The 11,791-nt window shown below is 63.1% G+C and carries 10 protein-coding genes and 1 tRNA gene; 2 read left to right on the forward strand and 9 right to left on the reverse strand.

Annotated features, from left to right (window positions below; genetic code table 11):
• Positions 1 to 50: 50 nt before the first annotated feature.
• From dhaK to BGI01S_RS24245, 9 genes are all read right to left on the reverse strand, one after another.
• Positions 51 to 1,757: a dihydroxyacetone kinase subunit DhaK gene (gene dhaK, locus BGI01S_RS24205; RefSeq protein WP_042328612.1), complete on the reverse strand. Its 1,707-nt coding sequence runs from the start codon at positions 1,755 to 1,757 to the stop codon at positions 51 to 53.
• A 256-nt stretch (positions 1,758 to 2,013) separates the two neighbouring features.
• Positions 2,014 to 2,090, reverse strand: a tRNA-Val gene (locus BGI01S_RS24210).
• Between the two features lie 79 nt (positions 2,091 to 2,169).
• Positions 2,170 to 3,660, reverse strand: coding sequence for a M81 family metallopeptidase (locus tag BGI01S_RS24215; protein WP_042328613.1), 1,491 nt, complete (start codon positions 3,658 to 3,660; stop codon positions 2,170 to 2,172).
• On the reverse strand, positions 3,657 to 4,937 hold the full coding sequence (locus BGI01S_RS24220) for a Zn-dependent hydrolase (protein WP_042328614.1): 1,281 nt from the start codon (positions 4,935 to 4,937) through the stop codon (positions 3,657 to 3,659). The genes BGI01S_RS24215 and BGI01S_RS24220 overlap by 4 nt, the downstream gene beginning before the upstream one ends.
• A gap of 33 nt (positions 4,938 to 4,970) precedes the next feature.
• Positions 4,971 to 5,678 (reverse strand): ABC transporter ATP-binding protein, encoded by a 708-nt coding sequence (locus BGI01S_RS24225; RefSeq protein ID WP_042328615.1) that lies wholly within the window; start codon positions 5,676 to 5,678, stop codon positions 4,971 to 4,973.
• A complete protein-coding gene (locus tag BGI01S_RS24230) occupies positions 5,675 to 6,442 on the reverse strand; it encodes an ABC transporter ATP-binding protein (RefSeq protein ID WP_042328616.1) in 768 nt (255 codons plus the stop codon). The genes BGI01S_RS24225 and BGI01S_RS24230 overlap by 4 nt, the downstream gene beginning before the upstream one ends.
• Positions 6,439 to 7,518 carry a branched-chain amino acid ABC transporter permease gene (locus BGI01S_RS24235; RefSeq protein ID WP_042328617.1) on the reverse strand — a complete coding sequence of 360 codons (1,080 nt, stop codon included), beginning with the start codon at positions 7,516 to 7,518 and terminating at the stop codon, positions 6,439 to 6,441. The genes BGI01S_RS24230 and BGI01S_RS24235 overlap by 4 nt, the downstream gene beginning before the upstream one ends.
• On the reverse strand, positions 7,515 to 8,375 hold the full coding sequence (locus BGI01S_RS24240; protein ID WP_042328618.1) for a branched-chain amino acid ABC transporter permease: 861 nt from the start codon (positions 8,373 to 8,375) through the stop codon (positions 7,515 to 7,517). Before BGI01S_RS24240 ends, BGI01S_RS24235 begins: the two co-directional genes overlap by 4 nt.
• Before the next feature lie 88 nt (positions 8,376 to 8,463).
• The gene (locus BGI01S_RS24245; protein ID WP_042328619.1) at positions 8,464 to 9,672 is read right to left on the reverse strand and encodes an ABC transporter substrate-binding protein; all 1,209 of its coding nucleotides are present in this window, start codon (positions 9,670 to 9,672) and stop codon (positions 8,464 to 8,466) included.
• A 270-nt stretch (positions 9,673 to 9,942) separates the two neighbouring features.
• Here BGI01S_RS24245 and BGI01S_RS24250 point away from each other — a divergent pair, with 270 nt between their 5' ends.
• Together BGI01S_RS24250 and BGI01S_RS24255 are read left to right on the forward strand one after the other, a co-directional pair.
• Positions 9,943 to 10,788: a FadR/GntR family transcriptional regulator gene (locus BGI01S_RS24250; protein WP_042328620.1), complete on the forward strand. Its 846-nt coding sequence runs from the start codon at positions 9,943 to 9,945 to the stop codon at positions 10,786 to 10,788.
• A gap of 357 nt (positions 10,789 to 11,145) precedes the next feature.
• The gene (locus BGI01S_RS24255; protein ID WP_042328621.1) at positions 11,146 to 11,610 is read left to right on the forward strand and encodes a hypothetical protein; all 465 of its coding nucleotides are present in this window, start codon (positions 11,146 to 11,148) and stop codon (positions 11,608 to 11,610) included.
• Positions 11,611 to 11,791: the final 181 nt, after the last annotated feature.

Consider the following 11,791-nt stretch of genomic DNA (forward strand, 5'->3'; position numbering starts at 1 on the left):
CATGAGCGTGCGCGGCGTCGCAACCCCGCAAGCGAAAGCCCACCATCGCCTCACTCCGCCAACGCATCCCGAATCGCGGCAAGCCACAACGCCACCGCATGCGCGCCTGGATCCGCATGACCTAGCGCGCGATCGCCGACATAACTCGAACGTCCGCGCCGTGGATGCATCGACGCTGTTTTCGCGGTGCCTTCGGTGGCCGCGTCGACGGCGGCCTGCAACGCGGCATCGATTTGCGGCGAGCCCGCGAGCGCCAATTGCAACGCATCGGTGGCGGGCTTCAACGCATCGACCATCGTGCGATCGCCGGGCTTCGCCCCGCCCAACTCCATCAAGCCGTCGACACCCGCACTGAATGCCGCCGCCCATTGCTGCGCGGTAGCCTCACCCGACTGTTCCTCAAGCGCAGCGGCCGCACGCAACAGCATCACCGCGTATAGCGGACCCGAGGTGCCGCCGACCACTCGCCTCAGCGTCGCCGACACGCTGCGCAACACGGCGCCCGGCGTCGCTTCGGAAGGATAGCCGTCGATCTCATGCAGCACGGCGCGTGCGCCGCGCGACAGGCTGATGCCGAGATCGCCATCGCCGACGCGTTGATCCATGTCGGTCAGCGTCGGCTCGGCTTTCAGCAAACACGCGCACACCGCTTCGATCACACGACGCAACGTCGCGTCATGCGCGAGCGTCGCGCCGCTGGCACGCTCCGGCATCACCGGCGCGGCCCGCACCGACACCTGTGCGACGCGGCCGCTCAACGCGGGCCATGCGCTCGTGTGCGCGACGGCATCGAGCCAGCCAAGCCGCTCGTCGTCCACGCGCAGCAACGTCAACGAAACGCCCGCCATTTCCAGCGCGCTCAGGAACGTGCCGGCCCACGCGCGCTCCACCTTGATGCCGCGCTCCGCCAGATTGCGCAACGCGGACCCGGCCACCACGTTCAATTCGCTCGACGGCGTACCGCCGAGGTTGTTCACGAGCAGCGCGACACGCTCACCGCGCCGCAACCCAAGGTCGCCGGCGATCTTCGCCAGCAGCCTCTCGACGATCGCATCGGCCGGCTCCAGCGCGCCGCGTTCGACACCCGGTTCACCATGAATACCTAGACCCCATTCGATCTCGTCATCGGCCAGCTCGAACCCTGGCTTACCCGCTGCCGGCACCGTGCAAGGCGTAAGCGCAACGCCCATCGTGCCGAGCGACGCGGCGACCTCGCGTGCAATGCGCGCGACCTCGGTCAACGGCCGGCCCGTGGCCGCCGCCGCGCCCGCGATCTTATGGACCAGCACGGTGCCCGCGAGTCCGCGACGGCCGGCGTGATCGCCGCTCGCCGTGAGCGCGACGTCGTCGGCGACGATCACCATGTCGGTCGGAATGCCTTCGGCGCGCGCGATCTCCGCAGCCAGGCCAAAGTTGAAGCGGTCGCCCGTGTAGTTCTTCACGATCAGCAACGCGCCGGCCGGGCCGGCCACCGCGCGGATCGCATCGAGCACGGCATCCGTGGACGGCGATGTGAAGACCTCGCCCGCCACCGCCGCGCTCAGCATGCCGTGGCCCACGTACCCACCATGCGCGGGCTCGTGACCCGAGCCGCCGCCCGAGATCAGCGCGACTTCGCCGCGCGCGGCAACGGCCTCCGCATCGGCCCGCACGACGATCGTGCCGCCCTGCAGGAGCGAGAGATTGGGATTGAGCGCCGCGAGTCCGTCGAGCATGTCGGGGACCACGGCGGAGACGTCGTTGATGAGCTTCTTCATTGCGTCGGCTTCCTTTCAAGCTGCCCGTGCAGCAATGCGCGCTGACGGCAGTTTATTCAGTTGCGAAAACGGGAAGAACAGGGGAAGGCTCAACTGTACCGCGCATTCACGAAAGACGAGGCGATACGGCGGCCCTGCGCGCGCAAAAGCACTCGCGAAGCAATCGGATAGTAACGAACGGGAGCGATGCAGAATAGAGAAACTGACAGTGACGTAGACGAAAGCGGAACCGCTTTCGTCTACGTCACCGATGCGTTGGTAGGCTCGATTGGATTCGAACCAACGACCCCCACCATGTCAAGGTGGTGCTCTAACCAACTGAGCTACGAGCCTTTAGAGAGCGCGAATTATAGAGACTCCTCTCGCGTAGCACAAGCCCCAATCGCTATTTATGCCGACACGGATGAGCAGTTCAATTCGTCGCCACCCACTCGGTCTGCGTATCCAGCGGATAAACCGGCCGTTGTACATGCTCGAATGCGAACAGCCCGTAATCCGAACTCGTCACGCCGCGACTATCGCATTCGATCAACGCGGCGGCAATCGGCACGAAGACCGGCCGGCAGTACATGCGCGATTTGAGCAGCAGGAAACGCGCGCGGCGCGGATCGATGCCGACACTCTCGAACACGCCGAGGTCCCACGGTTCGTGCGTGCGCTCGGTCATCACGAGCTTCACGGTGCCCGTGTCGAGCACCGCCGCGCGTCCCATGAACGCTCGCTGGCCAGTGTAGGTCGGGCCGCTGATCACGTATTCGCCGTCGGTCAGCGCGCGCACTACACCGGTCATCGCAAGCGGCGGGCGCGGCGTCAATGCATCGCTCGCGACCTTGTTGCCGATCGTCACCGTCACCGTGCTGCCGACGCCCGCCGACATCAACGCCGCCACCGCTTGCGGATCGCACAACGGCCCACTGACGATGCCTTCGAGCTTCTGCTGCAACGCTTCTTCGAGCAGGTCCATCGTGTCGCAGGTGCCGCCCGACATGCAGTTGTCGCCGTGGTCGAGCAACAGCACGGGCTTGTCCGCGCCCTGCGCGAACGACGCCGCTTGCGCGACCGACTCCGCAAGCGGCGCGCTGCGATAGACGAAATTTTCGCGCTCGTCCCAGATCTGCCGCGCGATGCGTTCCGCCACCGCGTCGGCCTCGGCGCGTTCGCCATTGCCGACCACGATGACACTGATGCACGGCGCGGCGATATCCGCCAGCGAGAAGCCGGACAACACCGACACCGCGAGCATGCCGTCGGCCTCGGCGGCACGCGCGGCGTCCACCGCGCGCTTCATCGCACCCTCGGCGGTCGCGCTGCGCAACGTGTGCGTGAGCAGCGGCGGCTGACGCCATGCGATCACCGGCTTCGTTCTGCCATGCACGAGATCGAACAGCAGACGCGCCGCGTGGGCGCCCGTCTCGTACATGTCGACGTGCGGATAGGTCTTGAAGCTGACGATCACGTCGGCGTTGTCGATCATCTTCTGCGTGACGTTGCCGTGCAGATCGAGTGCAACCGCGATCGGCGCATTGGGTAGCAAGGCACGCACACGTTCGAGCAGATCGCCTTCGCCATCGTTCGAATTCTCGGCGACCATCGCGCCGTGCAGATCGAGCATCACCGCGTCGCAGCCGCCAGCAGCCGCCACGATCGCGTCGCAGATCGCATCGTACGCGGCGGCCTCGACCGGCCCGCTCGGATTCGCCGATGCGGACACCGGCGTGACGATCTCGGCCTGCTCGCGCTCGGCGGCGTCGATGAACGCGGCCATCGCCGTCTGCATGCCTTTGTTGTCGTTGAACGCGTCCTCGCCATAACTCGGACCGTTGCGGCCGAACGCGGCAAGCGGTGTCGCTACCGGCGAGAACGTGTTGGTCTCGTGATTCATTCGCGCGATGAGAATCTTCATGCGGGTGCGCTCCCGAGCTTCAGCGCGGCGTCCAGCATGGCCTGCAACAGCACGTTGCAACCGGCTTCGAGATGATCGGCGCGCGCGTCTTCGATTTCGTTGTGGCTGATGCCGTCCTTGCACGGCACGAAGATCATCGCAGCGGGCGCGACGCGCGCCAGATAAACGGCGTCGTGACCGGCGCCGCTGATCACGTCCATCGACGACAAGCCGAGCCTGTCCGCGCCCTGCTTTACCGCGCCGACCAGTTCCGCCGCGAACGGCTGCGGTGGGAAGTACACCACCTGTTCGACGTCGACGGCAATGCCGTTCTTCTCGCTCGCTGTGGAACACGTGGCGCGTAACGCGGCGTCCATCGCAGTGAGCGTCGTATCGTCGGCGGCGCGCAGATCGACCGTGAGCGTCACGCGGCCAGGAATCACGTTGCGCGAGTTCGGATGCACGTCGAGCCAGCCGACCGTGCCACGGCCGTGCGGCGCGTGATCGAGCGCGATACGGTTGACCGCGTGAATCAGATCGGCCGCGACGAGCAGCGCGTCACGACGCAACTCCATCGGAGTCGGCCCCGCGTGCGCTTCCATGCCGTGCACGGTCACGTCGTACCAGCGTTGTCCGAGCGCGCCCTGCACCACGCCGATGGTTTTATCGTGCGCCTCCAGCACTGGGCCCTGTTCGATATGCGCTTCGAAATACGCACCGACGGTGTGCGGCTTTCCGCTCTCACCGGCGTAACCGATCGCCGTCAACGCGTCGCGCACCGACACGCCCTCGCGATCGCGTTGCGCGAGCGCATGCTCCAGCGTGAACGCGCCGGCGAACACGCCCGAGCCCATCATCACCGGCACGAAGCGCGAGCCTTCCTCGTTGGTCCACACCGCGACTTCCAGCGGCGCGACGGTTTGCACGTTGGCATCGGCCAGCGTACGCAGCACTTCGAGCCCCGCGAGCACGCCGTAATTGCCGTCGAACTTGCCGCCGGTCGGTTGCGTGTCGATGTGGCTGCCGGTCATCACCGGCGGCAGGTCGTCGCGCAAACCGGCGCGACGCACAAAGATATTGCCGATCGCATCGACCCGCACGCTGCAGCCGATCTCTTTCGCCCACGCGATGAAAAGCTCGCGCGCCTGCCGGTCCAACTCCGTCAATGCGAGCCGGCACACGCCGCCTTTGTCGGTGGCGCCGATCTGCGCGAGTTGCATCAGACTGTCCCACAGCCGCGCGCCGTCGATTCGCAAATCGGCGGGTGTCGCCACGATCGTTGATTCATGAACTTGCATCGATGCTTCCTCGTATTGAAGACGGCGCTAGCGTCAAACGACGCCCACACCGAGATAACGGTCCTTGATCGACTCGTCCGCGGCGAACGACGCGTTGTCGCCCGAATAGACGATCACGCCCTGTTCGATGATGTAGTGACGGTCCGCGAGTTGCGTGCAGACTTCGAGGTTCTGCTCGACCAGCAGAATGGCCACGCCCGCTTCGCGAATCAGCTTGAGTTGCGCGACGATCTCTTCGACGATCACCGGTGCTAGTCCTTCGACCGGCTCGTCGAGCATCAGCAAACGCGGGTGGTTCATCAACGCACGGCCGATCGCGAGCATCTGCTGTTCGCCGCCGGACAGTTGCGCGCCACCATTCGTACGCCGTTCCTTCAGCCGCGGAAAAATACGGTAGATGTCGTCCAGTTGCCACGGCGAATCTTTGCGCGCGCCGAGCCGCAAGTTTTCTTCGACGGTCAGCAAACGGAAGATGCCGCGATGTTCGGGCACGAAGCACACGCCGCGCGCGGCGATCTTGTGCGGCGGCAAGCCGCCGATCTGCGTGCCGTTGAACGTCACCGACCCACGCTGTGGCGCGACGACGCCGGCGATCGCCTTGAGCGTAGTCGACTTGCCCGCGCCGTTGCGGCCGAGTAGCGTGACGGTTTCGCCGTCGCCGTCGCCGATCTGCAGGGACACGCCTTGCAGAATGTGGCTCTTGCCGTAGAAGCCGTGAATCTGCTGCACGTCGAGAATCATGCGCGGCCTCCGGTGATCATGTTGCCAAGATACGCGCTACGTACGCGCTCGTCGCCGCGGATATCGTCCGGCCGCCCTTCCACGAGCACGCGGCCCTGCTGCATCACGGTGATCGTGTCGGAGATATCCATCACGATGCCCATGTTGTGTTCGATCAGCACGACTGTGTACTCGTCGCGCAGGCCGCGAATCAGTTGCTTCATGTCGTCGAGATCGTCGATACCCATGCCCGACGTCGGCTCGTCGAGAAAGATCGCTTTGGGCCGCGCCGCGAGCGCCATGCCGACTTCGAGGCGGCGCTGCTGACCGTGTGAGAGTGCGCCTGCCAGGACATCGCTGAAGCGCTGCAACGCGAGCCGTTCGAGCACGCTGTCGACCGTGTCCGCATGCGTGAGCGCACCGTGCGGGGGCGTCCACGCATTCAACGCTCGCACTGCGTCGACACCCTGCGCCGCGAGCCGCAGATTCTCGCGCACGCTCAGATTGGCAAACAGGCTCGTGACCTGAAACGATCGCGCGACGCCGCGGCGCACGCGCTTATGGTCCGGTTCATGCGTGACGTCATGGCCGTCGAAGACGATCTTGCCTTCGGTAATCGGCAGCGTGCCGGTCAGGACATGAAAGAGCGTGGTCTTGCCCGCGCCGTTCGGGCCGATGACCGAATGCACGGTGCGCGGTTTGATGCTCAGATTCACGTCGGAGAGCGCGGTGAATTTGCCGTAGCGCTTCACTATGCCGCTCGCTTGCAGAATGGTTTCGTTCATGCGGTCTCCTGCTCGGTGCCGTTATCGGTGCCGTTACCCGCGCCCTTGTCGTGGTCAGACGATGGCTTGCGGCGCAGTGCTTGCCAGATGCGTTCGCCCAGCCCCCACAGTCCGCGCTGCATGAACAGGCTCACTGCGATCAATACGATGCCGAGCAGCAACAGCCAGCGCGGCCATAACGTCGAGAGCCAGTCGGCGAACAGCACGTAGAAAGCGGCACCCAATACGGACGCGAACAGATTGCCCGTGCCGCCGATCACCGTCATTACGAGGATCATCTCGCTCGTGTGATAGTCGATGTTGGAGAGCGGCGCGATGCCGGTCATCAACGCATGCAGCGCACCGGCGAGCCCGGTCACCGCGCCGGAGATCACGAAGGCCATCAGCTTGAAGCGCTTGACGTCGTAGCCGACCGCGGCCGCGCGCGCCTCGTTGTCGCGAATTGCGAGCAGGGTTCGGCCGAATACCGAATGCGACACGCGCATCAGCAACCAGAACACCACCAGAAACAGCACCGCGACGAAGCCGTAGTATTGCCAGGGTGAAGTCAGCGGAACGACGGCTTTGCCGAACACGCTCAGCGCGGGGCGCGGAATGTCGAGCAGGCCGTTGTCGCCGCCGGTCAGATCAGGCGTCGTGTATGCCAGAAAATAAAACAGTTGGCCGAATGCGAGCGTCAACATTACGAAGTACGTGCCGCGCTGGCGAATCGAAAACCAGCCGACGAGCGCGGCCGCCGCTGCGCCGATCACAACCGCCGCGAGCAACGCCACGGGCACCGGCAACGCGGTTCTAGTCAGCACCAGTCCCGCGCCATAGCTGCCGAGCCCGAAGAAAATGCCTTGTCCGAACGAGAGCAATCCCGTGTGGCCGAGCAGCAGATTGCAGCCAAGTGCGGCGAGCGCGAAAACCAGTACTTCTGTCGCGAGCGATCCGGAGCGCAGTGTCAGCGGCAAGATGCACACGACCAGCAACGCAAGCAGCAGAAAACGGTAGCGATGCAGCGAATGCTTCATGCCTTGCGGCGTCGATGAGGAGCGAATGCTTTGCACGGCAGGCTTCGAGGTATCGATCATGCCGCTCTCCCGAGCAAACCGTTCGGACGCAGTAGCAGAACCGCGGCCATCGCGACGTAGATCATCAGCCGCGCGCCTTCGGGCCACAAAGTGCTCATCACGCTTTGCACGATCCCCACCAGCAGACCGCCGACGAGCGCACCCAGAAAATTGCCCATCCCACCAACCACGACCACGACGAAGGCAACGCCGAGCGCTTCGATGCCCATGAACGGATCGACGCCGCGAATCGGTGCGGCCAGCACACCCGCGAGTGCAGCGGTCGCTGCGCCGAGCGCGAACACGAGACTGAAGACGCGCAGCACGTTGATGCCGAGCAGCGACACCATTTCGGTCGATTCGCTGCCGGCACGCACGGCGCTGCCGAGTCGCGTGCCTTCCAGCACCCACCACAACAGCGCGGCCAGCACGGCCGTAAAGCCAATCACGAACAGACGGTACTTCGGATAGACGAAGCTGCCCCAGATCACCACACCGTTCAGAACGTCGGGCACCGCGACGTTATCGCCGAGCGGCCCCCAGATCAGGATCGCGCATTCCTGCACGACGAGCGCGAGGCCGACGGTCACGAGAATATGAAACTCGTGTTGTTGTGCATAGACGTGCCGCAGAATCAGCTTCTCGACGACCCACGCCAATGCGCCGACCACGATCGGCACGACGATGAGCGCGGTCCAGAAACTCATCGACCATTGCATCGCCTGATAGCAGAAGTACGCGCCGAGCAGATAGAACGCACCGTGCGCGAAATTGACGAAACGCAGCAGGCCGAAGACGATCGACAAACCGACCGCGAGCAGGAAATACAGCATCCCCACTCCGATGCCGTTGACGATCTGCAGAAGATAAACGTTCATGGCGTCCGTCTGATGGGTGTGGCGAAGAGGTGTCGCGATTCCGGCTCGCGATAAACGTGCCGCGCTCGTGTGCGGCGGCACGCAGGCATCACGTCATCTTGCAGCCGGTCTTGTCGAGCGGCAGGAAGGATTGGCCGGAACTCACGATGTCCGCGTAGTCGTCGGCGTTCTTCATCTTGTTCTTCGCCTTGCCCTTCAACAGATAGTAGTTCTTCAGAACTTGATGGTCGCCTGCGCGGACTTCTTCCGGGCCGGTCAAACCGTCGTATTTCATGCCTTCGAGCGCGGCGACGACTTTCTTCGGATCGACCGTCCCCGCCTTGATGATGCCGTCGAGCAGAATCTTCGTGCAGATATAGGAGCCGGCGAGGCTGTAGTTGGGGTTCGCCTTGAACGCGGCATTGGCGCGTTTGACGAGATCGCGATTGAGCGGTGAATCGATGCCATGCCAATACTGTGCGCCGAAATAAACGCCTTCGCACAAGTCCGCGCCGAGCGATTCGAATTGCTCGAGGCCGGATGCCCACGCCATCAGGATCGTGCAATTGTTCTTCATGCCGAAGCTGACCGCCTGGCGCAACGTATCGGACGATTGCGAGCCGAAGTTCAGAATCAGCAGTACGTCGGGCTTCGCAGCGACTGCATTCGTCAGATAGCCGCTGAATTCCTTCTCATTGAGAGAGTGGTAGCTGTTGCCCACATGCTCGATGCCCTTCTCCTTGAAGATCGCCTTGGCCGCCGACAACAAACCGTCGCCGAATACGTATTGCGGCGTAATGGTGTACCAGCGTTTTGCTTTGGGTAACGTCTGGATCAGCGGACGCACAGTCTGTTCGATCGCGCCGTAGGTTGGCACCGACCAGCGGAACGTAGCGGCGTTGCAGTCCTTGCCGGTGATTTCGTCGGCGCCTGCGGTTGTGATAAAAATGCCGCCGGCCTTCTGCACTTCCTTGCCCATCGCCAATGCTTCGGATGACAAAATACCGCCCGCAAAGAAGCGCGCATTCTTTTGCTGCGCGATTTCCTGCACGCGACGCACGGCAGTCGCAGGCTTGCCTTCCGTGTCGAGCACCGTATATGCGAGCGGTTGACCGAGGACCTTGCCGTATTGCTCGATTGCGAGCTTCATGCCGAGATCGGCGTATTTGCCGTTCGCGGCGAACGGCCCCGACATCGGCACCGGACACGCGAATTGCACGGTGCCGGCCTGCGCAAACGCGCTGCGCGCGGCGAGCGAGCCCAACGTCCCCGGAACGGCCGACAGCGCGGCCAGCTTCAACATATTTCGGCGATTCAAAATGACGCTCCTTGATAGAGACACGCACTGACCGGCTACGAAACTGCATGCACGACGCGACGACGTGTCGAGCCTGCTGGCCGCCGTGAAGTTTTCCACCTCTTCGGCTTTGTTCTATTTATCATGATAAATAGGTTGGACTTGATCGTAGGTACAATAAATTCGGGTGTCAATAAGGCAATATTCCTGGGCGTATCCGGGCGTCGTTTGCGACCGCGAGTGGCCGGCGAATCGATCGAGGATCGTGCGGGACAACAGGGAGAATCGAATATGGCCATGGACCGAGCCAAGGCTGGCGCCGCGATAGAGATCAAACAGCAGAAGCGCGGCGATCTGGTCGCGGAGGAAATCAAGCGGCTCATCACGGAGAAGGACCTCAAGCCAGGCGATCGCCTGCCGCGCGAGGGGGAGTTGCAGCAACTCTTCTCGGTGAGCAAGAGCACGATCCGCGAGGCGTTGAAGTCGCTCGAAGTACAAGGGCTGATCAAGGTGACGACCGGACCGAGTGGCGGCGGCATGGTCGTGGAAGTGCCGCTGGATCGCACGCTACAACTTCTGCAGAACTATCTATTCTTCAAGGACGTATCGATCGACGATATCTACACCGTGCGCAAATTGCTGGAGCCGGAGCTCGCGGCGGGAGCCGTGCCGCATCTGACGGAACAGGACTTCGACGCGCTCGAAGCGAGCATTGCGTGTTGCGATCGACCCGCGTCTTCGCATGGCGGTCAGGACATCGTGCGGCAACGTCAGGAAGACGTGAACTTTCATGACATTCTGGCAGCGGCGAATCCCAATCCGTTTCTGCGCTTCAGCTGCGAACTGATCAATGAAATGATCCGGCAGCTCATCGAATTTCGTAACGACACGCCCCCAGCGGAGCATGAACGGTTCGGTCAGGCGAACGTCAAGATTCACAAGGCGATTACGAAAGCGGCACGTGAGCGTGACGTGGAGAAGGTGCGGGAGTTGATGGTGATCCACATGACCGAAGCGCCACGTTACGTGAAGCGGATGAAAGGAAAACTGCGAGGGCGTCTGATTCTGGATTCGGAGATTCGGCGACGGATTCGGGCGCGGAGTGTGGCGTCGTCGGAGGAGAGTGGCGAGGAGTGATGTGGTTGGGGTGACGGTAGGTTGGGGTGGCCGATGGGTGCGGGGTTTCGGGAACGGTTCGAATACCCCCGGCATCTCGCGTTCGCAGACGCGGGCACGGTCACCGTAGCGACCTTTGCTGCAATTTTATTGGCGGAGGATGGCGGAAGGTCTCTTGATGAACCGGCCCGCTCCATGAAGGAGGCCGAATGCGTTGCCCGATTGAATTGACAAGATGACGTCGAGCAAAGGCGATTGATGCGAAAACAGCCGCCAGCAAACGTTTTCGTCGGTCGATCTGCAGTTTGCACAAGAAAGGCTCAACCTTTTCCAGGGCGAGCCGTTATTGCATCTGCACAGGCATAACTTTGGACCTTCATGGCACAACCTATCCCCTTTTCGCGCAACGCTGGCGCGGCGCGCGCACGGCATGCCAAGACTATGCTGTTGCCGATCGCCCGGCAAATCGCCGACGACCTCGCGTTGCGAGTGCACCTGGCACTCGACGCGTTGCGCCGCGGCGTCGGTACGAAAACCGACGCACAGACGCTCACGCAGACCATGCTGCTGACCGGCTTTCTGGTGGAAGCGGGCTTCGGCTCGCTGAGCAGCGAGGAACTCGGCGCGGCGGATCGTGCTGTGTCGGCGGTGTTCGATATTGGCCGACAGACCGGCGAGTGGCAATTGGACGGCGAGGGGTTTGAGCTTTTTGCGTTAATCGCGAGGAGTTATGACCGGCAACTGCGCAGCGTGCCTCTTTGGGCCGTCACGGAGGCGAGCGAACGGCTCGATCGCTTTATCGCTGGTGTGCCTGATCAGACGCCCGCGCGTAAGCGGGCTTAGCTGGATTTGAAAGCGTTGAGCGGGGAGATGCGTTGCATATCCGTCGGCACTACGAGCCAAGCCGCGCTGGCTGTTGCCTGGCTGCGTGGCACTGTGTGAGCGAATCGCGGCGGCGCTCGCAACACGGGCTCTCAGAACTGACGGGTTACGCGGACGCGTTGCGGACGGGCGGGCACTGAAA

Origin of the sequence: Paraburkholderia ginsengisoli NBRC 100965 (genome assembly GCF_000739735.1) — a bacterium.
Taxonomy (GTDB): Bacteria; Pseudomonadota; Gammaproteobacteria; order Burkholderiales; family Burkholderiaceae; genus Paraburkholderia; species Paraburkholderia ginsengisoli.

Bases quoted from the DNA above. Each gene is read 5' to 3' on its own strand.
- BGI01S_RS24220 (WP_042328614.1), bottom strand. From the start codon at position 4,937: ATGCAAGTTCATGAATCAACGATCGTGGCGACACCCGCCGATTTGCGA.
- BGI01S_RS24250 (WP_042328620.1), top strand. From the start codon at position 9,943: ATGGCCATGGACCGAGCCAAGGCTGGCGCCGCGATAGAGATCAAACAG.
- BGI01S_RS24255 (WP_042328621.1), top strand. From the start codon at position 11,146: ATGGCACAACCTATCCCCTTTTCGCGCAACGCTGGCGCGGCGCGCGCA.
- BGI01S_RS24230 (WP_042328616.1), bottom strand. From the start codon at position 6,442: ATGAACGAAACCATTCTGCAAGCGAGCGGCATAGTGAAGCGCTACGGC.
- BGI01S_RS24235 (WP_042328617.1), bottom strand. From the start codon at position 7,518: ATGATCGATACCTCGAAGCCTGCCGTGCAAAGCATTCGCTCCTCATCG.
- BGI01S_RS24225 (WP_042328615.1), bottom strand. From the start codon at position 5,678: ATGATTCTCGACGTGCAGCAGATTCACGGCTTCTACGGCAAGAGCCAC.
- BGI01S_RS24240 (WP_042328618.1), bottom strand. From the start codon at position 8,375: ATGAACGTTTATCTTCTGCAGATCGTCAACGGCATCGGAGTGGGGATG.
- BGI01S_RS24215 (WP_042328613.1), bottom strand. From the start codon at position 3,660: ATGAAGATTCTCATCGCGCGAATGAATCACGAGACCAACACGTTCTCG.
- dhaK (WP_042328612.1), bottom strand. From the start codon at position 1,757: ATGAAGAAGCTCATCAACGACGTCTCCGCCGTGGTCCCCGACATGCTC.